Raw genomic sequence first — 23288 nt, forward strand, 5'->3', positions numbered from 1 at the left:
GAGCCGCACCATAATCTCCAGGCTGCGGCGGCGTTGTTCCAGAGCAAAGCGATACACCGCGCGCACCAACAAGGCCGCCACCAACAGCGCCAGCGCGCCCAGTGCATTGAGACTCAACAGGAAGGCATCCACCAGCGGATCCGGTTCCACGCCGTAGTCCTGGATCTCGCCACGGTAGCCCGCTGGCAATGGGATCTTTTCCACTTCCGTCGACGGCATCAGGATCGCGAGCGTGCCACGCCCCGAAGATGCCAGTTCGGCGGCAATAGAGATATCCGCAAGCAGCTCCCCTGCCGGCAATCCATCGGCTTCGATCAAACGATACTTGCCGGTACCCGGCGGCGACAGATCCCGCCAGCGCACCAGATCCCCGGCACTGCCGAGCAGGGTTGGATGATCGAAGCCTGTTATCAGGTCGGCGATCGCCTCTGCGCCCGGATCTTCCGCGCCGCGTTGTTCGCGATACTGGCGCAGACAAGCGGCACTGAACGGATCGATACCGACGACGACCGGTGCCTCGGGTGTGTTAAAACGCACTTCCAGACGCGGGGAGGCGCAGAATCCTGCTCGCCGCAGGCGCACAAAATCCCCCACGGTCAGTAGCCGACCACCGACACGCACGATACTCAGCAGCGGTTCCAGCGCCGCACGGGAGCGGTCAACCGCCTTTTCCGCAGAGCCTGTCAGGGAGCGGACGCCGCTCCACAGCATCGCCGCACAGATAAGGATGAGCAGCAGGCCCGCCAGCTGCAGGGGATGGCGCCGGTAATGGCTCAGGAAGACACTGCCGAGTCCCATGGACGCAGGGCTCCTTCCCGCAGTTCAAGAATCCGGTCGCAGCGCTGGGCCATCTCCGGATTGTGGGTGACGATCAGCGCGCCCAGCGCGCGCTCGCGGATGGCGTCAAAGAACAGCGGTGCAACACGCTGCGCGGTGTCGTAGTCAAGGCTGCCGGTGGGTTCGTCGGCGAGGATCAGTTCCGGCTGCATCACAAAGGCACAGGCCAGTGCCGCGCGCTGCCGCTGGCCGCCGGAGAGCTGATCGGGATAACGTTGCGCGGTGTCGGCAATGCCCAAGCGCTGCAGCAGCGCGTCACCGTCGTGTTGCTGCAGGCCGGCGAGGCCGGCGCGAAAAGCGATATTGCGTTCAACAGTAAGCGTGGGAATCAGGTTGCTGTCCTGGAACAGCGTGGCAATACGGGTGCGGCGCAATTCGGCCCAGTCGTCGTCATCCAGCTGGGTACTGTCGCGCCCGAATACCCGCAACTGACCACTGTCCGGGCCCAGCAGGCCATTGAGCAGGTTCAGCAGCGTGCTTTTGCCGGAACCCGAAGGACCAATAACCGCCACCGCCTCACCGCGCTGCAGCTCGAGCGACAATCCGCGCAACACCGCAATCTGTTCGCGGCCATTGCGGTAGGATCGGCTGAGATCGCGGGCGTCGATCAGCAAGTTGTTCATAGTTTGCCACGGGCTGCCTGACAGGTAGTGCCTGATAGCTTATCTCACAAATCACGCCGGTGACGATTCCGCGGGCAGTGCACGCAGCATGATATCCACCACTTGCCCGTGATAGTCCACAGTCCTCACCAGGTCCCAGCCCAGGCGCTCGTAGTACTTGCGCGTGCTTGGCGTAAATAGATACAGGTGTGGAATCGACCTGGAGACACAGTAGCCCAGCAATGTTTCTATCAATTTATTCCCTATACCGGTACCGCGGCACTCCGGCTTAACATAGAAATTCGCCAGCCACGGCCCCCAGGGTTCATCGATATCCATATCCCGGGCGAGGACACTGATGGACCCCACCGGCTCGCCGTTTTCCACGGCTACGAAGGTGGCCGGGACACTCTCCGGCCCAATGCATTTTCCCAGCTCAGATTTGAAATCCTGCAGGGACTCATCCGGGTACAGACTGCCCCACTCCAAATAATGCCAGGACGCCAGAATATCGATCATTTCTGGCTTGTGTGCCAAGTTCAGAATTTCCATCGTTCAAGACTTCAAATGTACGTAAGGGGATTACCCGACGATTAGATGCCACCGGGAAAAATACTGCCAGTGCGAGCAAAAAAATTCGCACTGAACCCTCAAAAACCAGAATTACTTCGAGCCTACAACTTAGGTATGTAATACGAAGGTACCACAGCAAAACGATTTACGCGTAAACCTGCAGCAATATAATGGCGCCGCCGATAGTGAGAGACTTCATGTGCCTTTAAAGGGAAGCAAGATGGTCATAGAGCAACTCTGAAGCGCACCAATCTAAGCAATTGTCATTTAAAGGGAGTATGACATGAGATTGTGGGTCACGTTGTGCCTTATAACCACGCTGCAGCTTCTACCCAATCGCATTCTTGCAGCAACAGAAGCCGAAGCCACTACCACTTCACTGCCAACCATCACCGCGGCAGATCTTGCCAACCGTCAACTGCTGGTAAAATTTCGCGAAGGCTCAGGGAAAATCCTGTGGAGCCAGCTACTACAACCCTATTCATTCACATCAATGCAGGTGCTCTATTCCCCTACCAAATACCTGCAATCCTTCAGCCAGCAACTGTCTCCCTGGCAACTGATCACGTTCGATAGTGTCACCGCAGCGGGAGACAGTTTCGATGCACTCCGGAACAACCCCGATGTGGAGTATGTGGCTCCAAACTGGAAATTTGACTTTCAGTCACTACCCAATGATTTGGTCCCAGAACAGTGGGGGCTCCGCAACGAGGGGCAAGATGGTGGCGCTGCCGGCTCAGATATCGATGCAGAGCTCGGGTGGTCTATTCGTTCGTCCGCCAAAGACGTGGTCGTTGCGGTAATCGATTCCGGCATCGACTATTCTCACCCCGATCTCGCTGCAAACATGTGGACCAATCCCGGGGAAATCCCGGGTAACAACATCGACGATGATGGCAATGGGTTTGTCGATGATGTACACGGCTATGACTTCGCAGATAAAGATTCAGACCCGATGGACGTCAACAGCCATGGCACCCACGTTGCCGGCATCATCGGTGCAGTCGGTGATAACAATACCGGTATTACCGGCGTTGCGTGGGAGGCCAAATTGATGGCTATCAAGATATTTGGCGATGAGGCCAACGTGGCCTATACGTCAGATATCGTACAAGGCATCCTCTACGCCGCCGACATGGGTGCCAGGATATCCAACAACTCCTACGGCGCGACCTTTACCGATTCCGTAGCAGAAAATATCTTTAATCGCCCCATCGCAGACGCCATTGACTATGCAAATAAAGCCGGAATGCTATTTATCGCAGCGGCGGGCAATAACGGGGTGAATTCAGACAAGTCCCTACAAGTAACCTCCCCTGCAACCATCGACCACCCGAATGTAATCTCGGTCGCAGCGAACACCCGCAGTGATCGCCGGGCTTCCTTTTCCAACCATGGTGAAACCGGTGCCGATATCTCGGCACCCGGGGCGGATATCCTGTCCACGGTACCCGGTGGCGGCTATGACAGTTACAGCGGCACCTCCATGGCTGCACCGTTTGTTACCGGGGCCGCAGCGCTTGTCGCCGCTGAATTTCCGGATGTCAGCGTCGAGGAATTACGGGCGGTGCTGATCGGAAGTGCCGAACCGGTGGCGAACCTCACGGGTGTGACGCTTAACGGTGGACGACTTAACCTGCACCGGGCACTGACTCATATCCCTTCCGGCGATTGCCCGAACTTTTCGGCAACACCGATGAATCACTACCTGAATGGACGCGCAGACTATTGCGCAGGCACCTACATCAATTTCTGCGCCCGCGGCAGTAACGAATATATCGGGACTAACTACCAGACCCAGCAAGTTGTGCTATTTAATTCCGAACCCGACTTTTACAGTACCACCAACAATTGCCCGCCCGCCAATACGCCACCGTCCCTTGTGAGTGATGACCCTCAACAAGTGCACCTGCGTGTCGGCGGTAGCGCACCTCAGCCACTGCTCTCGGCCACAGACAATCAAGATGGCGATATCTCGGCAGCGGTAGGTGCCAGTGGTATTCCGGATACCCAGGAAGCGGGCCACTACCTGCGTCGCTTTACCGTAGCAGATTCCGGCAAACTGAATGCCGTACCGTGGGTACAGAAAATCACCGTTGTTGCCAACGATGAGCCTCCACGGCTTGCGCTGCTGGGCCCTGCCTGTAACTTTTGGTGGTGTGATGCACTCCTACACCCTGCCGGACAACCTTGGCAGGATCCGGGTTATGTAGGCTGGGATATTCTGGATGGCGACCTTACCGATTCCGTTACCTATACACCGGTTGATACCAACACCCTCGGCATCCAGGCTATTTACTACAGCGTTGCGGACAGTGCTGGCAACGAAATACAAAGCAGTGCATTTCGCCTGGTCGGCATTCTCGGCCCGGAAGAACCGGCGATAGAATTTGAAGCAAAACCCAACGGTAAGTCTCTGCACAACTCTACAACCGCCGAACGTCTACGCATACGCACGTATCGCCGGGATGATTGGACATTCAACCCCAGTGCCTACGTTCTCGACATGGCAGACGGATTCCAGTACCTGCCGCAGGAGAGCTTCACCCATAATGTCGATCCGTCCCGCGACGGAGACTACCTCGTCACTGCAACCTTTACCGACAGCGACGGCAACACCGTCGTGGCCGAGCAACGGGTAGAGATTGTCACCGACACCGAGGCCCCCACACTGTCACTCATTGGGTCGTCCACCATGGAGATCGAGATAGGCGACGATTTCGCCGATCCTGGATATCAGGTTAATGACAACCTCGATCCCTATTCGTGGGTCACTCGCAGTGGAGATCCCGACACCAACACAGAAGGCGCCTACGTCAAGACCTACCAGGCCATCGATGGCAGCGACAACGCCAGTCCCATTCTCCAGCGTACAATCAATGTAGTTCGAAGCCATTGGAACCACGCCCCGCGAAGCAGTCGCTTTGGCTGGAGTCGCTACGAGCCCAATAAGGTACGCATTGAAGCGACGTTTTTCGATATCGACGATGACATTGCAGGGATTGAGGTCGAATACAACCGAGGTGGCAAGTTACAGCCAGAGAATGGAATCGCATTTGACCCGGACAATCACACCTTCAGCGCGAGCTTTACTCTGACCGGTACTCCCGGCGATTATACCTTTTTCGCCATTGCCCGGGACGCCAATGGGAATGAAGCCACCTCTACCGATTTTAGTGCATCGCTGTTCCCGGCATCCGAACCACCGGTGATCGACACGCTGGAACTCGCGGTAGCAGGCTATGAAGTTCGCGTCCTCGGTAATACCAGCGACCCGGACGAAGACATTTCGGAAATACGGATAACCTCCGAACTCGACTTCACCTGTACGGGTACTGGAGCGTTTGAATGTGTGGCAATCGCCCCAGAAGCCGGCAGCTACGAGATCAAGGTTCAGGCGATTGACGAAGCCGGGAATGCGAGTGAACTCCAGGTCCTTTCCGCACAAATTGCGATGGCTTGTGAAACCGCAACCAATACCGCACATATCAATGCGGGGCGCGCGGTAGAGTGTGGAACGCTTTTCACTTCCAGCGCGTGTGCGGTGGGCTCGGGCGATGCGCTGGGGTCAAGCTCGCTGTGATTCGCGGCGACCTCTACATTGCTGGAGTCCAGCCCCGGCTACTGGGAAAAGGTCTCTGTCTGCCCGTAAACTGAGTTCTAAATTTGACGGCGTTCGCTAGCGGCAGCCCGTGGGGCTGCCGCTTTTTTATTGCCGCCGGAAAAGTCACACGCCCACAATGCGCGCGCGGAACTTGCGGCCCTTGATTTTGCCATCGGCAAGTTTTTTCAGGGCCTTTTTCGCAACCGGGCGCTCTACCGCAACAAAGGTGGAGAAGTCGAACAGCTGGATCTTGCCGATCTGTTTACCGTCGATGCCACCTTCGCCAGTCAGGGCGCCTACCACATCGCCGGCGCGTACCTTCTGCTTCTTGCCGCCGTCGATCTGCAGGGTGGACATTACCGGTCGTGTAGGCGTGAACGCCCTCGGCAGATCCGGTACCTCTTGCAGGGTAATTTTTTGCTGTATCAGCTCTTCCAGCCGTTCCAGCTTGTAGATCTCCTTCTTGCTCACCAGCGACAGCGCCACGCCCTTCTGCCCTGCCCGCCCGGTACGGCCTACCCGGTGCACATGCACTTCCGGGTCGCGGGACAGATGGTAGTTCACCACTACCGGCAGTTCCTCGATATCCAGCCCGCGCGCGGCCACATCCGTCGCCACCAGGATGGAGGCGCTGCCGTTGGCGAACAGCGCCAGGGTGCGGTCGCGGTCCTTCTGCTCCATATCCCCATGCAGCGCGAGCGCGGCGAAACCGGCGCGCTTCAGGGCCTGGGCGGCTTCTTCCGTTTCCTTCTTGGTGTTGCAGAACACCAGCGCGGAGGATGCATCGTAATTGGCCAGTAACTGGTACAGCGCCCCGGGGCGCGCCTCGTTATTCTCCACCCGGTAGTAATTCTGCTCGATGGTGCTCTGGGTGTGCGCCGCAGCCACCTCCACCTTCACCGGATCGCGCAGCACCCGGGTGGCCAGAGCGTCGATGGTCCTGGGGTAAGTGGCGGAAAACAGCAGGGTCTGGCGCTGCGTGGGCAGCGCCGCGAGGATCTGGTCCAGCACCGCCTGGAAGCCCATATCCAGCATGCGGTCGGCTTCGTCCAGTACCAGCGTATCCACATCACTCAGGTCAAGGTTGCCCTTGCGCAGGTGGTCTTCAATACGGCCCGGGGTGCCCACCACGATATGGGCGCCGTGCTTGAGCGAGCCGATCTGCGGCCCGAACGGCATACCGCCACACAGGGTCAGGATCTTGATGTTGTGAATGGCCCGCGCCAGCTTGCGCAGCTCCCGCGCCACCTGGTCCGCCAGCTCCCGGGTAGGACACAGCACCAGCGACTGAACCCGGAAGCGCTCCACACGCAGCTTGTGCAGCAGGCCGAGACCAAACGCCACCGTCTTGCCCGAGCCGGTCTTGGCCTGACCGATCACATCCTTGCCGGCCACAATCGCCGGCAGCGCCGCGGCCTGAATTTCCGTCAGGCGCATGTAGCCCAGGTCTTCCAGGTTCTTCAGCAGGGGCTTTTGCAATGGCAGGGACTGGAAATCGCGGGGATGGGTCTCAGGGGTAGTCACAACAGGGGCTCGATTGGAGAAATAGCCGCGTATTGTAGGCAAGCACAGGTCGATTTCCCATCGAAATCGCCTCTGACATATCAGCCCACGCGGGAAAACACTTGGCACATGTACCGCAGTACTAAGGCTTCCACCACCCAGTTCTCAGTATATCCCTGGAATCAACCGATAGCGCACGCGTCGTGCATAGTCTCGATAGCCCGGCAACTCCCCCTGTAAAGCCTGATCTTCAAGCGCGGTTCTAATCACAGCGATGACTAAAGCCACCGCTGCAGGAATCAGCGACCAAACCGATCCCAGGGCAAGCACAATACCGAATAGTGCAAGAATATTTCCCGCATATCCGGGATGCCGCACAAACCGGTAAGGGCCGCTGTCACACACGACCTGCCCGCGATCGAGCCGAATCTGCACCACGCTGTAGAAAAAGCGGTTCTCCACCAATGCCCAAACCGCGTAAGCGTATCCAAGCGAGATACAACTAAAGCCCAACAGGACGAGCCAGAGCGGAAACGCAAAAGACCAGCTATAGCGGTGGTCGAGCCCAGCCACGACAACCATAGGAAACCCGATACTTAGCGCCATCAATGGTGCAAGTACTTTGTCCCAGGTTTTTGCATTTTGGAAATTTTCAATATTTTGTCTTTCGGACATGAGCCCAGGGTGCCGCTGTTCCGCCCATATGCGGCCGCCGACACCCGCAATCAGGATCAGTGCGGAATATAGCCACGCCTGCCACCAACCCAAATCCCCACCGCATATAAACAAAATCAGCGGGATCAGGAGATAAACAACAACTATTCTGATCCACTGCCGTGGGGCTACGGTTTTATGTACATCTTTATTTGGGGCCTCTCCACGCATGTCACTTCCGGATAAAAAGGGACTTGATTGTCTAGCTAACGTTGCAATTAAGCCCTGGCATTTAGCGTCACCAGATCGAGGGGTTCGCCATGTATATTACTTCAGCACTTCAATTTTCACTTTGGCGAGGCCCAGCGAAGCACTGGCAATACGACTGAACGCGGACTTTGAAAGGTCAATTATCCGCCCCTCGACAAATGGGCCACGGTCATTGATTTTCACAACGACACTTTTTCCATTCATTATGTTTGTTACTTTTACCGTTGAACCAAACGGTATTTTTTTATGTGCAGCTGTATGAAGCTCGTGCTTATAAAGTGCTCCACTGGCGGTTTTTCTGTTCTGCAGCATATCCGCATAAAATGATGCTTGCCCGGTTTCCGTGAAACCGCCCCAGCTTCCTCTACCTACCGGCTGGGCGTTTGAACACGCGGCTATCATGCTGAAAAATACAATTGGCAATATATTTCCTGAAGCGGCCAGCATAATATGCGCCTGTATTCTTTGCCGATAGCGCAGCGCCTTTTCAGTGCTTGGTCAGCCTGATCGGAACTGGTCTGTCGCTAGGCTTTGCGGTTGCTAGAGCCATAAATATAACAGACCAAATTACCCCGCTACGGCGAAGCCAGTCACATGGCCAAGATCATTCCAAAGACAATATCAGCCAAATCCCCGTGCCCGAGTTACATCGCGGGTTAGGTGCCTGGGATACGCGTATGATCCTGCGCCGTTTACTGGCGTAAATTGGCTTTTTGCAAGGCCACCATGTATTCAAAGGGTGCCAGCATGGTCTTGAAATCCCGTTCAGGCTCAAGCTGTGCCATTGCCATCGCAACACTCTCAATCGTCGACAGACTGTTCTCCAGCGAGGAATGCCGGATCTGGTAGTTGGAACTCAGCGCCCCCTCAAAGCTGACCCGCGGCAACTGCTGTAACGCCGGATGCAAATGCAACATCTTCTTGGACTTGCGCCATGTAGCATCAATCACTACCAGCTGCTCCAGTGCCTCGGCCTGCGGGGTTCCGGGGGCCACCTGCTCCACTTCCGGCAACCAACCCAGGGAAGGATAGAGCAACGCAGACCCGGGTTTCAGCAGCTGCGCCAGCTTCTCATCCGACAGGTTCTCAGCCACGATCAATTCACTATTCTCCAGGCACAGACGCGCCATGCGCCCGGTATTGAACGGATGCTTCTCCTCCAGGGGGTGCTGTATGATCAGCACCTTGATGCGGTTGGCGATATGCACCAGTGCGCTGCAGTAGCAGACTTTGAGTGGACGTTGGCAGGTTGGGCAGATTTGGCGTGGCATAGAAGATGGTGATTGATGATCTTTCGGTACAGTGGCTCTCTGACGCAGAGATGCCATTGGCCAACAAATTCTACCGTGCACACAAGTTTCGCGGAAAGGCGAAACGGCATGATCCCTGCGCCGTGGTCAGGGACGTTCAGAATACCATTATTGCCTGCGGTTGCCTGCGGCAGCTGACGGACAGCCAGCTATTGGCGGGGGTTGCTGTGGCGCCGGACTGGCGGGGTCGCGGTGTGGCGCGACTGTTACTAAAGAATATGGCGGAGAAATATAACGACTCTACTTATACCTTCCCCTACCGGCACCTGGTGCCGTTTTACAGTTCGTTGGGATATGTAGAGGTGCCGCCCGAGGGGCAGCCTTCCGCTATCGTTGATCGGTTCCATACCTACGAAAAACAAGGGCGGGATATTGTGGTAATGCACTATCGGCCTGATGCTGGCAGCTAGATCCTAGATCACGAACAGATCCATAAATGCATTGACCGGCGTTGCTTCCAGCACTTTCTGGTCCTTGCACAAGGCGAAGATCTCCTTGCAGCGCCCTGGCGGGAACCGGGTTGCCAGGTTGGCCCGGAACTTTTCTTCCAACAGCGGTATGCCCTCGTCCCGGCGGCGCCGGTGCCCTACCGGGTATTCCACTTCCACCTTCTCCGTGGCGTTGCCGTCGGAAAAGAAAACCTGTACCGCATTGGCAATAGAGCGCTTGGCCGGATCCAGATAGTCCGCTGAGTAGCGGGGCTCATCCACCACTTCCATCTTACCCCGCAGCCGATCGATCTCCGGGTGGGCCTGGTGGAAGCTGTCTTCATAGTGCTCTGCCTGCAGGTTGCCGAAAATCAGAGGCACCGCGGTCATGTACTGCAGGCAGTGGTCGCGGTCTGCGGGGTTCGCCAGCGGGCCCGATTTGGAAATGATGCGGATGGCGGATTCGTGGGTGGTGATGACGATGCGCTCGATCTCATTGATGCGATCTTTCACCAGGCGGTGCAGGGTTACCGCGGCCTCGCAGGCGGTCTGGGCGTGGAATTCGGCGGGGAACAAGAGCTTGAACAGGATGTTTTCCATCACGTAGCTGCCGTAGCCCTGGGGAAAGCTGAACTGGCGCTCGGCCTCCGGCTTCAGCTGCTGGTCCGCTGCAGTCTTGCTGAACAGCACATCGTAGAAGCCCCACTGCCCGGCGGTAAGCGCACCGGGGATACCCATCTCACCGCGCATGGTGATATCCGCCAGGCGCACACCGCGGCTTGTGGCATCGCCGGCAGCCCAGGATTTGCGCGAACCGGCATTGGGGGCGTGGCGGTAGGTGCGCAGCGCGCCGCCGTCCACCCAGGCCTGAGACAGTGCCGCCATCACCTGCTCGCGGTTGCCTCCCTTCAGCATGGTCGCCACCGCCGCCGAGGCCACCCGCACCAGCAACACATGGTCCAGCCCTACCCGGTTGAAGCTGTTCTGCAGTGCCAGCACGCCCTGGATTTCATGAGCGCGGATCATCGCATCCAGCACCTGGCGCATGGTAAAGGGTGCTCCCCCCTGTGCGAGGTGCTTCTGCGACAGATAGTCGGTCACCGCCAGAATCGCACCGAGATTGTCCGAGGGGTGGCCCCACTCTGCGGCCAGCCAGGTGTCGTTGTAATCCAGCCAGCGGATACAGCAGCCGATATCCCACGCGGCCTTGATCGGGTCGAGGCGCAGGTCCGTGCCCGGCACACGGGCACCATTCGGCACCAGAGTCCCGCTGACAATCGGCCCCAGGTGCTTGGTGCATTCCGGAAAACGCAGTGCCAGCAGGCCACAGCCGAGGGTATCCATCAGGCAGCTGCGGGCGGTATCAAAGGCCTCTGCGGAGGTGATGGGGTAATCCAGCACATAGTCGGCAATATCCTGGATAACTTGATCGTAATCAGGACGGATGTTTTTGGCGACGGTATCGTGCATGTGCGTTTTCCTTCGATCACTGCCAATTGCAGATAGAAGGATAGCCATGGGTGCCGGTAGCCCGGCCCCACACCTGAAATGGCGCACAGATGGTCCCGACTAAATAGATCGTGGCATGTAGCGCCGGCAACTGTGGCGGGGAGACCTGGAGTCTGCTCTGCTTAACTTAGAAATTTGATTGTTGGAGGTTACGTGGACGCATTTCCCCACGAATACAAGGTCGCCGCGAATGCGGCAAGTGAAGGTGAAATTACCCTGACCGCTGAAGGCATCGAACCCCTCGCCTCAGCGGCCCCCGCCCAGTTCGACGGCCCCGGCGACCGCTGGTCACCGGAAGACCTGTTGGTGGCCTCTGTGGCGGACTGCTTTATCCTCACCTTCCGCGCTATCGCCAAATTCTCAAAACTTGAGTGGACATCACTGGAGTGCAGCGCCACCGGCATCCTGGACAAGGTTGAGCGCACAACCTGCTTCACCGCTTTTACCATCAATGCCAAGCTGCAGGTGCCCGAGGGCACCGATACGGACAAGGCCCGCAAGCTACTGGAAAAGTCCGAGGCGAGCTGCCTGGTGACAAATTCCCTCAAGTCCACCGTGACGTTAAATGCAGAGGTCACGGTTTCCTAAATTCTTACCGGTGCGCCAGCGCGTAGTCGATCGCGGCACACACCGCGACCGCCTGCGCGCCATTGCATTGCTCGGGGGTTGCGCGGGGGCTGTCGGGGTAGACCTCGGTGGTGGTCTTGTACTTAGCATTGGTGACGCTGGCACACAACCCCAGCTGCTTGAGCGGGTATTCGATCACGCCCGACGCCACCACCGGTGAACCGATGATCTCGCCGTTGTCGTCCGCCGGTGCGATATGGGTCACCTTTTCTACCGCTGCAATCACTGCCTGCTGGAACTCGGGCTGCGGGTTCTCGCTGTCGTCCACCAGATAGAAGCCATCGGGGATCCCGCCGGGCGTGAATGGCTTGCCATCGCGGGCGGCCAGTGCGGGGCGGAACTCGGTTTCATCGGTATCGGTGGTCTCGTGCAGGTCGATATGCATCAGTACACGATCGCGTACGGGCGCCACCAGCCGCATCAGCGCCGCCGACTCCCCTGCCGGGCTGTCTTCGTAAAACGAACGGTTCGGGTCGATGGCATTCGGGTTCCAGCGATGGATGCGCTCGTAACCCCAGGGGCTCACGCAGGGTGCCACCAACAGGTTGACACGGCCGGCATAACCCGCGGCATGTTGATCGACGAACTGCAGCGCGCCATGCACGCCGCTGGTTTCATAGCCGTGCACCCCACCCGTCACCAGCACAACCGGTAACTCATCGTTCCAGTCTTGGCTGCGAATCGCGAGCAGCGGAAAACTTTCGTCGCCGTACTCCAGGCGCCCGTACTCCTCCACGTCGAAGCGCGAGCCCAGGCCCTCAATCTTGCTTAATACCTCAGACTCGTAGCTGCGATGACGGGTCTGGTGCGACAGCCACTGGTTGCGTTCCGCGTCGCCCCAGGGCGTGCCGGGGGTACCGATTGGGTAGAATGCGGGGGCGGTGTTCATAGCGTTTGTACTCCGGTGATAAGCGAGGCAGGCGGGCATTCTACACCGGGAGCGAAATTTGCCAGAGCCCGCCAGCGCTATTCTGGGAGGCTTTCCCCTGAGCCACCCATTTCTGCCGGGAAATCCTTCAATTTCGGCAGCCCGTCGTGGATGCGCAATACGGCTTCCTGATAGTTCACATGCACGCCAGGTTTATAGGGAAAGGTCGGTATTACTGCCGCATAAACATCCGTCAGCCCCATTGTCGGGTGTTCACTCAAAATGTGGCCCCCGCAGGTTTTGCACCATTTGCGATAACTCTGGGGGGACTTGTTGTATGTCCCGATGTTATCTGCGCCCTGGGTGATCTTCACCGCCTCTGGCTTCCACAGGATGAACGCATTTACGGGGCCCGCAGACCAGTGCCGACACGACTCGCAATGGCAATAGCCCATGGCGGCTGGCTCGCCTTCGACGGTCAATTGCACCGCGCCACAAAAGCAGCTTCCCTTGTACGTCTTGTCATTGCTCATGATGCACCCTTTACGTTAATCACCAAGCCACAATGCTAGAACAAATTCGAGCTACCCAACCGCTCCACCGGAAATTATTTGGCCTCACTCGTTAGCAAAATTGGTAAGAGCGTCACCGGTCAGGCGATACCCCACCCATTCACTTTGAGGCTTGGCGCCTATCGACTTGTAGAAATTGATCGCCGGCTCATTCCAGTCCAGTACGTTCCACTCAAACCTGCCGCAGTTATTTTCCACGGCCAATTTGGCTAAATGTTTCAACAACCTTTTCCCCGCGCCAATGCCTCGGTGATTGGGTGAAACATACAAATCCTCAAGGAAAAGGCCATTCTTACCCAACCAGGTAGAATAATTGTAGAAATAGACCGCAAAGCCTATTGGAGTAGCATCGAGGTAACATATCAACGCGTAGGTGCTTGAGCCGGGTCCGAAAATGGTTTTCCTTATATCCTCTTCGGTCGCAACGACTTCTCTTTCTGCTTTTTCATAGATGGCGAGCTCACGAACAAAATTTAAAATGATCCCGGCATCATCTATTGTTGCATCTCTTATTTCTATTTTTGCCATTTGTCATCTCGACCTTTTTTTGAATTGGCTTTACCCACAAAAAGTAGACACCCTATTCAACAGCGGCACAGGGCATCAATATTGTGCTCTTACCCCATTCTCTCACTCAATCGGCCACTCCGAACAGCCCCAGCTGGCCATCCACCAGGCTGTCAAAATCGAGATCTACGAAGGGCAATACGGCATCAGCCACCGGGTCGAGCGGCCGGCGGCGCCGATTGGATAGAAGGCGGTTGACCTTAAACTTAACTTCAAGGTTATAGTCAACCTCGTACTGATTGAGAGCCAAATTGACATGAACATCGGTGAATTGGCAAAACGCACCGGGCTTGCGCCCTCTCGAATCCGTTTCTATGAACGGATTGGCCTGTTAACGCAGGTTGAGCGCCTGCCTAACGGCTACCGCAGTTACCCGCCCGAGGCGGTCACCGCATTGGAACTGATTACAACCGCCCAGACGGCAGGCTTCAGCCTCGACGAGCTTCGGACGTTGCTGCCTACAGATTTGGCGGAGTGGGACCACGCTTCGCTGGTTGATGCCCTCCATCAGAAAGTGCATGACATAGAGAATATTCAGGAAAAGCTCGCCCAAAGTAAGGCGCAGCTCCTCGAAGTACTCGGAGAAATAGAGGCCAAGCCAGAAGACATGGACTGTGCAACCAATGCACGGCGGGTTCTATCACGGTTTGGACTTATGCGGACTAAGGAGCAATAAATGATGCAAACCATACTGGGCGCAAGCGGGCAAATCGGGCGTGAGCTGGCCCTGCACTTAAAGCGCGACTTCACCAGCGATGTCCGCCTGGTGAGCCGTCGGCCGCAAAAGATCAATGAAACCGATCAATTGCTGAGCGCCGATTTGCTCGATGCCGAGCAGACCTCAAAAGCGGTAGAAGGTTCGGACATCGTCTATCTGACGGCCGGGCTGCCAATGGACACCCAGCTATGGGTGGAGCAATGGCCCGTTATCATGCGCAATGTGATCGACGCCTGTGCGGCCCACAATACCAAGCTGGTGTATTTCGATAACACCTATATGTATCCGCAGACGGACAAGCCCCAGAAAGAAGACGCCCCGTTCGAACCCAATGGCGCGAAGGGCCGGGTGCGCGCGGACATCGCCACCATGCTGCTTGATGCCATGGCGCAAGATCGCATTCAGGCCGTGATCTGCCGGGCACCGGAATTCTATGGGCCGGGCAAAACACAAAGCATCACCAACTCAACCATCATCGACAACCTGCTGGCCGGGAAACCGGCAAAGGTGTTCCTGCGCGACGATGTGTTGCGAACGCTGATCTACACCCCGGATGCCAGTCGTGCCATGGCGCTGCTCGGCAAAACTCCCGACGCCTATGGGCAGACCTGGCACCTGCCTTGCGACGATAACCGGCTGACCTATCAGCAATTCATAGAACTTGCGGCCGATATTTTTGGTGTCGAGGCAAACTATACGGTGCTCAAACACTGGCAGCTCTGGTTGGCTGGATTGTTTAACAAAACGGTTCGGGGTGCAGCTGAACTCCTGCCGCGCTATAAAGCGGACAACATTTTCCTCTCGGATAAATTCAAGTCACGGTTCCCTGATTTTCAGGTCACCTCTCTACGGCAGGGCCTGAGCACAATCTTCGAAGAGCGATCCCGCTCTTCAGAATGACGCTCCCTTCCCCGCCTTTACCGCTTGCAAGCTAGACCTTAAAGCCCGGTTTAATCCTACACTGGACAACGGCAGTGCCAGGTAATCAGTGTATCTGGACGACGGGTCCACACCTTGAAACAAACCGGGTGATTCACCTGTCGTCCTGCAAAGGAGAGCGGGACATGGGATATGTCACAACAAAAGACGACGTAGATATTTTCTATAAGGACTGGGGCCCGAGAGACGCGCAGGTAGTCTTTTTTCACCACGGATGGCCCCTGAGTTCAGACGACTGGGATCCGCAGATGCTGTTTTTTCTGCGGGAGGGATTTCGGGTAGTGGCCCATGACCGCCGCGGCCACGGGCGGTCTGGCCAGGTCTGGGATGGACACGATATGGACCACTATGCGGATGACGTCGCAGCAGTTGTTGACCATCTGGACCTGAAGGATGCATTCCATGTCGGCCACTCCACCGGCGGCGGTGAAGTTGTGCACTACATCGCGCGCCATGGAGAGGATCGCGTTTCAAAGGCGGCCATCATTGCCGCCGTGCCACCCCTGATGCTAAAGACAGACAGCAATCCCGGCGGCCTACCCAAAGACGTCTTCGACGATATGCAGGCGCAACTTGCCGCGAACCGTTCGCAGTTTTACTACGATATTCCCGCCGGGCCCTTCTATGGCTACAACCGCCCCAATACAAAACCCTCGGAAGGCATTATCTGGAACTGGTGGCGTCAAGGCATGATGGGCAGCGCCAAGGCACACTATGACGGTATCGTCGCCTTTTCACAGACGGACTTCACCGAAGACCTTAAGAAAATATCCGTTCCTGTCCTGGTGATGCATGGCGACGATGACCAGATCGTTCCCTATGAAGATTCCGGTCCTCTGTCAGCCAAGCTGCTGAAAAACGGTACTCTGAAGACCTATTCCGGCTTTTCCCACGGTATGCCCACGGTCAATGCCGATACCATCAACGCAGACCTGCTGGCGTTTGTGCAGGGATGAACAGAAACCAGCCACACAGAGGTGTGGCTGGCTCTCCTTTATATTGCAGGTCAATCGCTTTCAAGCAGCGTGCTCAATGGTTTGGGCGCATAGAGTGCACTTTGGAAATTCGGTACGTACTCATACTTGACCAGTGAACCCAGATTCAGAGATTTTATATAGTTGGACAAGCTTCCGTCGCTTAACGTCAAGGTTACAGCATCGTCACTGGTGCTGGAGGCATGGCGAAGCTGACGTGACACCGCATAGCCATAGGTCAAAGAGCCTTCGTGATCTATATTGGTAAAGCTATTGGTGACCATGGCAACATCGGTGGAAACATCGGCAAGTTTTTTTCCGCCGAAGACAACATCCACCTTGCCTGTCTCGCTATCGGTGATTTCAAAGGTCAGCGACTCATCTTCGTCACGATAGTTAATTTCCGTCAGCCATTTCGGCAGGTTATAGCCAACGACGCCCCGAACCCTTGCCAGCTCGGTATTTACTGGAAGTTTCAGCACATAACCCCAGAAGCTTTTTGCCCTTATCTGGCTCAGCAAGGTAATGGGGCCCAGGTTCGACCCTCCAGGCTTGTTGGTAATGATGGATATCGCAATTTCGTTGTAACTGTCGTTATCGCAATAGTGGTATGCATAGGCGGTCAATGCGATCAGCCCCCTGCCCGGCCATATTTTCAGTGGCCGCACCTGCTCCAAGACTTCTGCGGGCATCAACTGCCGCAGCCTGTCCAGGTCTGCCGTATAAATCGCGGTCACCCGACTGTTCTCGTAATAGAAATTTGGTGAGTAAGATTCAAAGCCGATATCGACCTTGGTTTTTTCCAGCGTCTTAAACCAGCTCAAGTCCGTTTCAGGCGACTCAGCGGCCACTACCGATAGCGGCGGGTTAGACCGATAGCGGTCGTAGAGCCCGCCTTTCATAACAGGCACTTCATGGCCCGCAACATTGATGATGGTTTTCTCTGACTGCTCGGACTCGCCTGTTTCCTGGGCCCAGGAAGCGGTCGCAATGGTATTCAGGAATATCGCTGTTACTACTGCAATATTTCTAACCTTCATGTTCTTTGCCTCGGTTGATTCACATTTAGTGCCGTCTGTTTTCACCGGCACTTTGCGAGGTCCGCTCTCTAGCTGAGCGATTCCTTCATTCTCCTTACTGACCACTTGCTCCGGATAGTCGAGCCCGCAAGCAACCCGGGACCATGCTCCCCTGCAGCCCGGCACGCGAACCATAAGGTTGAATCCGGCTTTAAGGTCAAGCGGCCAATAGTTGTTGACATTAAAGCTAGCTTAAAGGTTAGGGTTCGCCCACAACCAAACGAGGTGATGCCCTGTGAATCTATTCGATAACCTGACTCTACCCAACGGTACAACCATTCCTAACCGTATCGCCAAAGCTGCCATGGAAGAAAACATGGCCGACACTAACTTTGCGCCGTCGGACAAGCTGATGCGGCTTTACCAGGCTTGGGCCGATGGCGGTGCCGGCCTGCTCATTACCGGCAATGTGATGATTGACCGCCGTGCTATGACAGGCCCAGGCGGTGTGGTACTGGAAGACGAGCGGCAGCTGGCCAGATTCAAACACTGGGCGCAGACGGGCCGCTCCCGGGGCGCTCAGTTCTGGATGCAAATAAACCACCCGGGCCGCCAGATGCCCGGTGACCTTGGGCAACAGACCTGGGCGCCCTCCGCGGTGCCTGTCGACCTCGGCAAGCTGTCAAAGCATTTCAATCCCCCACAGGAAATGACACAGGAAATCATCGAAGAGGTGATTCAGCGCTTTATCCGCACCGCGCGGCTCGCAGAGCTGGCCGGTTTTAGCGGCGTCCAGATTCATGCGGCCCATGGTTATCTGTTGAGCCAGTTCCTTTCGCCCCTGACCAATAAGAGAACGGATAAGTGGGGTGGTTCCCTGGAAAACCGGGCCCGTTTACTCCTGGATATCGTCCGAGGCGTTCGCACGGTGGTGTCACGGGGGTTTACGGTTGCCGTGAAACTTAATTCTGCTGACTTTCAACGGCGTGGGTTCAGCTCTGAGGATGCGCAGAAAGTAGTGAAAATGCTCAATGCCTTGCAGGTTGACGTCGTTGAATTGTCGGGCGGAAGCTACGAGGCACCCGCCATGCACGGCCGCTCTCGGGATGATCGCACTCTCGCGCGAGAAGCCTATTTCCTGGAGTTCGCGCGCGACATACAGTCCGTAGCCGAAATGCCTATCATGGTCACGGGCGGCATCCGGCGGCAACTGGTGGCACAGGAAGTTATCGACAGCGGTGTAGACATGGTCGGTATCGGTACGGCGCTGGCCATCGACCCGCATTTACCCGGAGATTGGATGCAGGGAAAAGACAATGCACCGGAACTGTCGCCCATCACATGGAAAAACAAGCCATTGGCTTCACTTGCCTATATGGCGGTGGTCAAATATCAGCTGTACAGGCACAGTGTAAATGGAAGCCCGAATTCGAAAGTTTCACCTCTGTGGGCTTTAATTCGGGAGCAGGTCTGCAATGCATTGCTCGCCCGAAAATACCGGCGTCGTTTGGTTGAATTATCGCAATAGCGGCGAGCTACGGATCAACACAATCAGCGTATCGGCACTGATCACCGTATGGATCGCGCCGGAATTTTATGTGGGGTGGAGATCTCTGAGAAGGCAAGGAAAATATTTACAAAGGCCACTCATAAAATGAGTGGCCTTTGTAATAAAACCCAACCGTCAATTATCGATCTACAATCGAGGTGGTCACGCTTTCTATCTTCTGGTTAAAGATGAACGGCGCCTGATAGGCTTTACTTACAGCACCACCTTCATCTTCACCGACACCAACACCGTCATCTAACGAATATAAGCTGGCAATGGTATTGGGAATGAACCTCTTCGCAACGAGATCACCGTTCAGGTACAAATAAGCATTACCACCTTTACCCATGCCTACATTATTGCCCTTACCACCTTTGCCATTTTCATCGTAACGAAATTTAACCACAATTTCGTTATCCCCTTTTTTAAGCGCGGATTTACTGGTAATCGACGTATATTCATACCCCAACCAGTTGTATTCAAACGTTGGGACGCCATCTTTAACATAAAGCGTCCAGCCCGCGAAGTTACCACCCTGTGCGATAATGACACCGTTGGTATCTTTCACATTATCTGTGGATATTTTCGCGGTAAGGTCAAATGACTTGTTCTTGATATTAAGGAATGAGTTTTCAGGTATTCCCGTGGCACCTGAGTATAATGTCAATGTTGTCTTGCCAAACATGGCATCCGGACGACCGGCAATCTCCGCATTCATACGCTCCAGGGTGCGGTCATCGATCGGATAAACGTGGTAATCAAACGCCTCCTTGGCGAACAGCTCCTGCATCTCTTTAAGCTTTTCCGGATGTTTATCAGCCACATTGTTTGCGAGGGAGAAGTCCTTGGTTATATCAAACAGTTCCCATTTATCTTCCTGGAGCGTACTAAATTTTTTCGTATCTTCCCAAAGCGGCCAGTGGATAACACGAGCCAGCCAACCATCCTTGTAGATGGCACGGTTGCCTGCAAGTTCGAAATATTGCACTTTGTGCCTGCTTTCGGCATCGGGCAGGTTAAACGACTGCATGAAGCTCTTTCCCGCGATTGGTATTTGCTTCACACCATCTACTTCTTTAGGCTCGGGCAACTTGGCAGCATCAAGCACCGTAGGGGCGATATCCACGACATGAGTCCATTGCTCGCGAATAACGTCTTTACCCTTTTTAATACCGTCAGGCCAGCTAACAGCCATTGCGTTGCGCGTACCGCCAAAGTCCGATGCCGTTCCTTTCATCCAAACAAAAGGCGTATCCCCTGCTATAGCCCAGCCTTTCGCGTAATGACCAAAGCTATCTTCACTGCCGAGCTTATCTACATTTTCTGAAATAAACTGCAGATCCTCTTCTATACCGTTGTAAAAGGCTAAAGAGTTTAAACTTCCATTGCGGTTACCTTCGGCACTGGCGCCATTGTCACCGACAACATAGAAGATCAGCGTGTTATCAAACTCCCCGGTTTTCTTCAGACTATCGACGACACGGCCAATCTCGTGGTCGGTATGTGCCAAATAGCCAGCAAACACCTCCATTTCTCGAGCGAAGATTTTCTTTTCATCGCTGGTTAATGAACTCCAACGAGGGACACCGTCCGGCATTGGTGGCAAGACGGTATCTTCAGGGATGATGCCAAGCTTTTTCTGACGCGCGAATACTTCTTTACGAAGCTCATCCCACCCCATGTCAAACTTGCCTTTATATTTATCTATCCACTCCTTTGGCGCCTGATGAGGGGCATGGACAGCCCCAGGTGCGAAATAGACAAAAAATGGCTTATCTGCATTGTAACTGTGCTGCAGATTCAACCACTCAATGGTTTGATCCGTCATATCGGTTGTGAAGTGATAATCTTCGGTACGGGGTGTTTTGATACGCGTTACACCATCAACCAAAACCGGTTGATATTGATCCGTCTCGCCACCAAAAAAACCATAAAATTTCTCAAAGCCCACCTGACTTGGCCACAACGTTTGATCCCCCGCAGGGCCAGTTTCCCATGGTGGGATCTCGTGATTTTTCCCAAACATCGCAGTTTTGTAGCCGTTGTAACGTAATATTTTTGGCAGGGCGGCAATGTAATTCGGCCTTACACCGGTGTTTCCGGGAAATGCAGTGGCTGTTTCGGCAATGGATCCCATATTATTTTGATGGTGGTTTCGACCCGTTAGCAGGGCCGTGCGCGTAGCAGAACACACACCTGTTGTGTGAAATCGGTTGTAAACCAGACCCTGCTCGGCAATGGCGTCAAGGGTTGGCATTTCAACCAAACCACCAAACAAAGAGGACTGGCTAAAACCGACATCATCTAATAAGAACACTAGTACGTTGGGCGCACCTTCCGGTGCCTGTATCGCCTTATAAGGTTCGGGACGTTCAACATTTCTGACATCCAGCTCTGTGTACCCTTTCGGCTCCACATCAGGGATCGGCAATTGGGTGCGGTCAACCTTACTATCCGCCAAACAGTGCGTGGCAATCAGCGCAAACATCCCGGTCAGGAACATTGCCTTCTTGATGAAATTCATCGCATAGGACCCATTTCTAATGAAAAAACACATGTACACGTACTGTTGAAAATAGGCCATCACTCGGGGAGCAATGTCATATTTTGTGCCTATCGTGCTTTTCCATGCTCACGGGACAAGTTGTACGCCACGACAGCCCACAAGACGCATTTCATGCCAGTGCTCAATCGGTCACGCCAAACAGACCCAGCTGGCCATCTATGAGAGAGTCAAAATCCAGGTCGATGAACGGCAATATGGCATCCGCGACCGGCTTGAGCTGCCGGTCGATATAGTGCTGGTAATCAATCGGTGACTGGCGGTGATCAACGGGCTCCGGGCCGTTGAGGGTGATCACATAGCGAATCCAGCCCTTGTTCTGGTAGCGGGGTGCCAGCCCCTGCTGGCGACGGTGTCCATCGGCCAGTCGCGCCGCCCGCACGTGGGGTGGCACGTTTTTTACGTATTGCTCCAGCTTGCGCCTGAGTCGCTTGCGATACACCAGCTGCTCGTCCATCTCCCCTGCCCGGGTTTTCTCCACCGTCTCGCGGATAGTGTCAGACGGATCAACACCCTTAAACACCATCCCGTAGAGCTGGGTCTGGAACTGCTTGGCCAGGGCCGTCCAGTCGCTGCGCACGGTTTCCAGACCCTTGAATACCAGCTTCTCCTCATCCCCGTTCATCACCAGACCCGCATAGCGTTTCTTGGAGCCGGCCTCGGAGCCGCGAATGGTGGGCATCAGGAAGCGCTGGTAGTGGGTTTCGAACTCAATCTCTAGCTCGCACTCCAGCACCAGCTCGTCTTTGAGCTTGTTCTGCCAGCGCGTGTTGATCTCGATGGCCAGGCGCTTGCCGATCGCATCGGCCTCCTCGGGGCTGGGGTGGCCACTCAGCCACACAAAGGGGGAATCGGTATCCCCCTAGATGACCTGGTGCTTCCCTTCACCGATCCATCGCGCCGTCTGCTGCATGATCTCGTGACCGCGCAGGGTGATGGAGCTGGCCAGGCGCGTGTCGTAAAAACGACAGCCCCCACTTCCCAGTACCCCGTAGAAGGAGTTCATGATGATCTTGATCGCCTGGGAGCGTGCGGCATCCTCCTCCTGCTTGGCAATATCCCGCTGGGCCCAGAGGTTGGTGATGATGTCCGGCAGGAAATGCTTGTCACGGGAAAAGCGTGCACCGCGAAAGCCGGGAATGGCATCGTCCTCCGCCAATCCCTCAACCAGGCCCATGGGATCTATCTTGAAGGTACGGATAATGCTGGGATACAGGCTCTTGAAATCCAGCACCAGCACGTTGTCATACAGGCCGGGCCGGGAGTCCATCACATAGCCGCCGGGGCTGGCCAGGCCGCCGTCGGCCGGCAGGTTGGGCGCCACATAGTGGCTGCGGTGTAGTCTGGGCAGATAGAGATTGGTAAAGGCCGCCACAGATCCGCCACTGCGGTCGAGTTCCAGGCCGGTGAGCTGGGCCCGCAGGCGCAGGTAATCCAGCAAGCGGGTGTGCTGGTAGATATCCCAGACCAGGCGGCAGTCTTCCAGGTTGTAGGCGGCGAGCTTGGGTTTGTTGTGGCGAAAGTCGTGTTCAATCGCCGCCAGGCGGTTGTCCACATCTTCGGTGTCCTTGCCCCTGCCCAGCAGCGTCTGGGACACGAATT

At 55.7% G+C, this 23288-nt stretch carries 20 protein-coding genes and 1 pseudogene; 7 read left to right on the forward strand and 14 right to left on the reverse strand.

The window, feature by feature from the left end; all coding sequences use genetic code 11:
* The 3 genes from QZ511_RS11310 to QZ511_RS11320 all read right to left on the reverse strand — a co-directional run.
* Window positions 1-798: hypothetical protein (locus tag QZ511_RS11310; protein WP_295802434.1), on the reverse strand; the 798-nt coding region annotated here is incomplete at its 3' end.
* Window positions 774-1460, reverse strand: coding sequence for an ABC transporter ATP-binding protein (locus tag QZ511_RS11315; RefSeq protein WP_295802435.1), 687 nt, complete (start codon window positions 1458-1460; stop codon window positions 774-776). The genes QZ511_RS11310 and QZ511_RS11315, both read right to left, overlap by 25 nt.
* A 51-nt stretch (window positions 1461-1511) precedes the next feature.
* Window positions 1512-1991: a GNAT family N-acetyltransferase gene (locus QZ511_RS11320; RefSeq protein ID WP_295802437.1), complete on the reverse strand. Its 480-nt coding sequence runs from the start codon at window positions 1989-1991 to the stop codon at window positions 1512-1514.
* Between the two features lie 304 nt (window positions 1992-2295).
* Between QZ511_RS11320 and QZ511_RS11325 the strand changes: the two genes are divergently transcribed.
* The gene (locus QZ511_RS11325; RefSeq protein ID WP_295802439.1) at window positions 2296-5595 is read left to right on the forward strand and encodes a S8 family serine peptidase; all 3300 of its coding nucleotides are present in this window, start codon (window positions 2296-2298) and stop codon (window positions 5593-5595) included.
* A 144-nt stretch (window positions 5596-5739) separates the two neighbouring features.
* Here the strand turns inward: QZ511_RS11325 and dbpA are convergent, their stop codons facing one another.
* The 4 genes from dbpA to QZ511_RS11345 all read right to left on the reverse strand — a co-directional run bounded on the left by dbpA (window position 5740) and on the right by QZ511_RS11345 (window position 9371).
* On the reverse strand, window positions 5740-7140 hold the full coding sequence (dbpA, locus tag QZ511_RS11330) for an ATP-dependent RNA helicase DbpA (RefSeq protein ID WP_295802440.1): 1401 nt from the start codon (window positions 7138-7140) through the stop codon (window positions 5740-5742).
* 144 nt (window positions 7141-7284) lie between these two features.
* Window positions 7285-8004 carry an isoprenylcysteine carboxylmethyltransferase family protein gene (locus QZ511_RS11335; protein WP_295802442.1) on the reverse strand — a complete coding sequence of 240 codons (720 nt, stop codon included), beginning with the start codon at window positions 8002-8004 and terminating at the stop codon, window positions 7285-7287.
* 96 nt (window positions 8005-8100) lie between these two features.
* A complete protein-coding gene (locus QZ511_RS11340) occupies window positions 8101-8490 on the reverse strand; it encodes a septal ring lytic transglycosylase RlpA family protein (protein ID WP_295802443.1) in 390 nt (129 codons plus the stop codon).
* A 245-nt stretch (window positions 8491-8735) separates the two neighbouring features.
* The gene (locus QZ511_RS11345; protein ID WP_366935651.1) at window positions 8736-9371 is read right to left on the reverse strand and encodes a tRNA-uridine aminocarboxypropyltransferase; all 636 of its coding nucleotides are present in this window, start codon (window positions 9369-9371) and stop codon (window positions 8736-8738) included.
* Between QZ511_RS11345 and QZ511_RS11350 the strand changes: the two genes are divergently transcribed.
* Window positions 9365-9763 carry a GNAT family N-acetyltransferase gene (locus tag QZ511_RS11350; RefSeq protein WP_295802464.1) on the forward strand — a complete coding sequence of 133 codons (399 nt, stop codon included), beginning with the start codon at window positions 9365-9367 and terminating at the stop codon, window positions 9761-9763. The genes QZ511_RS11345 and QZ511_RS11350 overlap by 7 nt on opposite strands.
* A 3-nt stretch (window positions 9764-9766) precedes the next feature.
* On the opposite strand, the gene prpD is transcribed toward QZ511_RS11350, so the two are convergent.
* On the reverse strand, window positions 9767-11251 hold the full coding sequence (gene prpD, locus QZ511_RS11355) for a 2-methylcitrate dehydratase (protein WP_295802446.1): 1485 nt from the start codon (window positions 11249-11251) through the stop codon (window positions 9767-9769).
* Window positions 11252-11443: 192 nt separating this feature from the next.
* On the opposite strand from prpD, the gene QZ511_RS11360 reads away from it, so the two are divergent.
* Window positions 11444-11878, forward strand: coding sequence for an OsmC family protein (locus QZ511_RS11360; protein ID WP_295802448.1), 435 nt, complete (start codon window positions 11444-11446; stop codon window positions 11876-11878).
* A 4-nt stretch (window positions 11879-11882) separates the two neighbouring features.
* Here QZ511_RS11360 and QZ511_RS11365 read toward each other — a convergent pair whose 3' ends face one another.
* The 3 genes from QZ511_RS11365 to QZ511_RS11375 all read right to left on the reverse strand — a co-directional run bounded on the left by QZ511_RS11365 (window position 11883) and on the right by QZ511_RS11375 (window position 13885).
* Entirely contained in the window at window positions 11883-12806 is a 924-nt protein-coding gene (locus QZ511_RS11365; RefSeq protein ID WP_295802449.1) for a M14 family metallocarboxypeptidase, read from the reverse strand.
* Between the two features lie 77 nt (window positions 12807-12883).
* Window positions 12884-13318: a GFA family protein gene (locus QZ511_RS11370; RefSeq protein ID WP_295802451.1), complete on the reverse strand. Its 435-nt coding sequence runs from the start codon at window positions 13316-13318 to the stop codon at window positions 12884-12886.
* 84 nt (window positions 13319-13402) lie between these two features.
* Window positions 13403-13885: a GNAT family N-acetyltransferase gene (locus tag QZ511_RS11375; protein ID WP_295802452.1), complete on the reverse strand. Its 483-nt coding sequence runs from the start codon at window positions 13883-13885 to the stop codon at window positions 13403-13405.
* 295 nt (window positions 13886-14180) lie between these two features.
* On the opposite strand from QZ511_RS11375, the gene QZ511_RS11380 reads away from it, so the two are divergent.
* From QZ511_RS11380 to QZ511_RS11390, 3 genes are all read left to right on the forward strand, one after another.
* Window positions 14181-14600 (forward strand): MerR family transcriptional regulator, encoded by a 420-nt coding sequence (locus QZ511_RS11380; RefSeq protein WP_295802455.1) that lies wholly within the window; start codon window positions 14181-14183, stop codon window positions 14598-14600.
* The gene (locus QZ511_RS11385) at window positions 14601-15542 is read left to right on the forward strand and encodes an NAD-dependent epimerase/dehydratase family protein (RefSeq protein ID WP_295802457.1); all 942 of its coding nucleotides are present in this window, start codon (window positions 14601-14603) and stop codon (window positions 15540-15542) included.
* 164 nt (window positions 15543-15706) lie between these two features.
* Window positions 15707-16537: an alpha/beta hydrolase gene (locus QZ511_RS11390; protein ID WP_295802459.1), complete on the forward strand. Its 831-nt coding sequence runs from the start codon at window positions 15707-15709 to the stop codon at window positions 16535-16537.
* A 50-nt stretch (window positions 16538-16587) separates the two neighbouring features.
* Here the strand turns inward: QZ511_RS11390 and QZ511_RS11395 are convergent, their stop codons facing one another.
* The gene (locus QZ511_RS11395) at window positions 16588-17769 is read right to left on the reverse strand and encodes a hypothetical protein (protein ID WP_295802460.1); all 1182 of its coding nucleotides are present in this window, start codon (window positions 17767-17769) and stop codon (window positions 16588-16590) included.
* A 100-nt stretch (window positions 17770-17869) separates the two neighbouring features.
* On the opposite strand from QZ511_RS11395, the gene QZ511_RS11400 reads away from it, so the two are divergent.
* Complete coding sequence (locus tag QZ511_RS11400) at window positions 17870-19102, forward strand: NADH:flavin oxidoreductase/NADH oxidase family protein (protein ID WP_295802461.1); 1233 nt, start codon at window positions 17870-17872, stop codon at window positions 19100-19102.
* A gap of 160 nt (window positions 19103-19262) precedes the next feature.
* Here QZ511_RS11400 and QZ511_RS11405 read toward each other — a convergent pair whose 3' ends face one another.
* Both QZ511_RS11405 and QZ511_RS11410 read right to left on the reverse strand, forming a co-directional pair.
* On the reverse strand, window positions 19263-21647 hold the full coding sequence (locus tag QZ511_RS11405; protein ID WP_295802463.1) for an arylsulfatase: 2385 nt from the start codon (window positions 21645-21647) through the stop codon (window positions 19263-19265).
* A gap of 163 nt (window positions 21648-21810) precedes the next feature.
* Window positions 21811-23283, reverse strand: a pseudogene (locus tag QZ511_RS11410) (DNA polymerase II).
* Window positions 23284-23288: the final 5 nt, after the last annotated feature.

Origin of the sequence: uncultured Microbulbifer sp., assembly GCF_913055755.1 — a bacterium.
In the GTDB taxonomy this organism is placed as follows: Bacteria; Pseudomonadota; Gammaproteobacteria; order Pseudomonadales; family Cellvibrionaceae; genus Microbulbifer.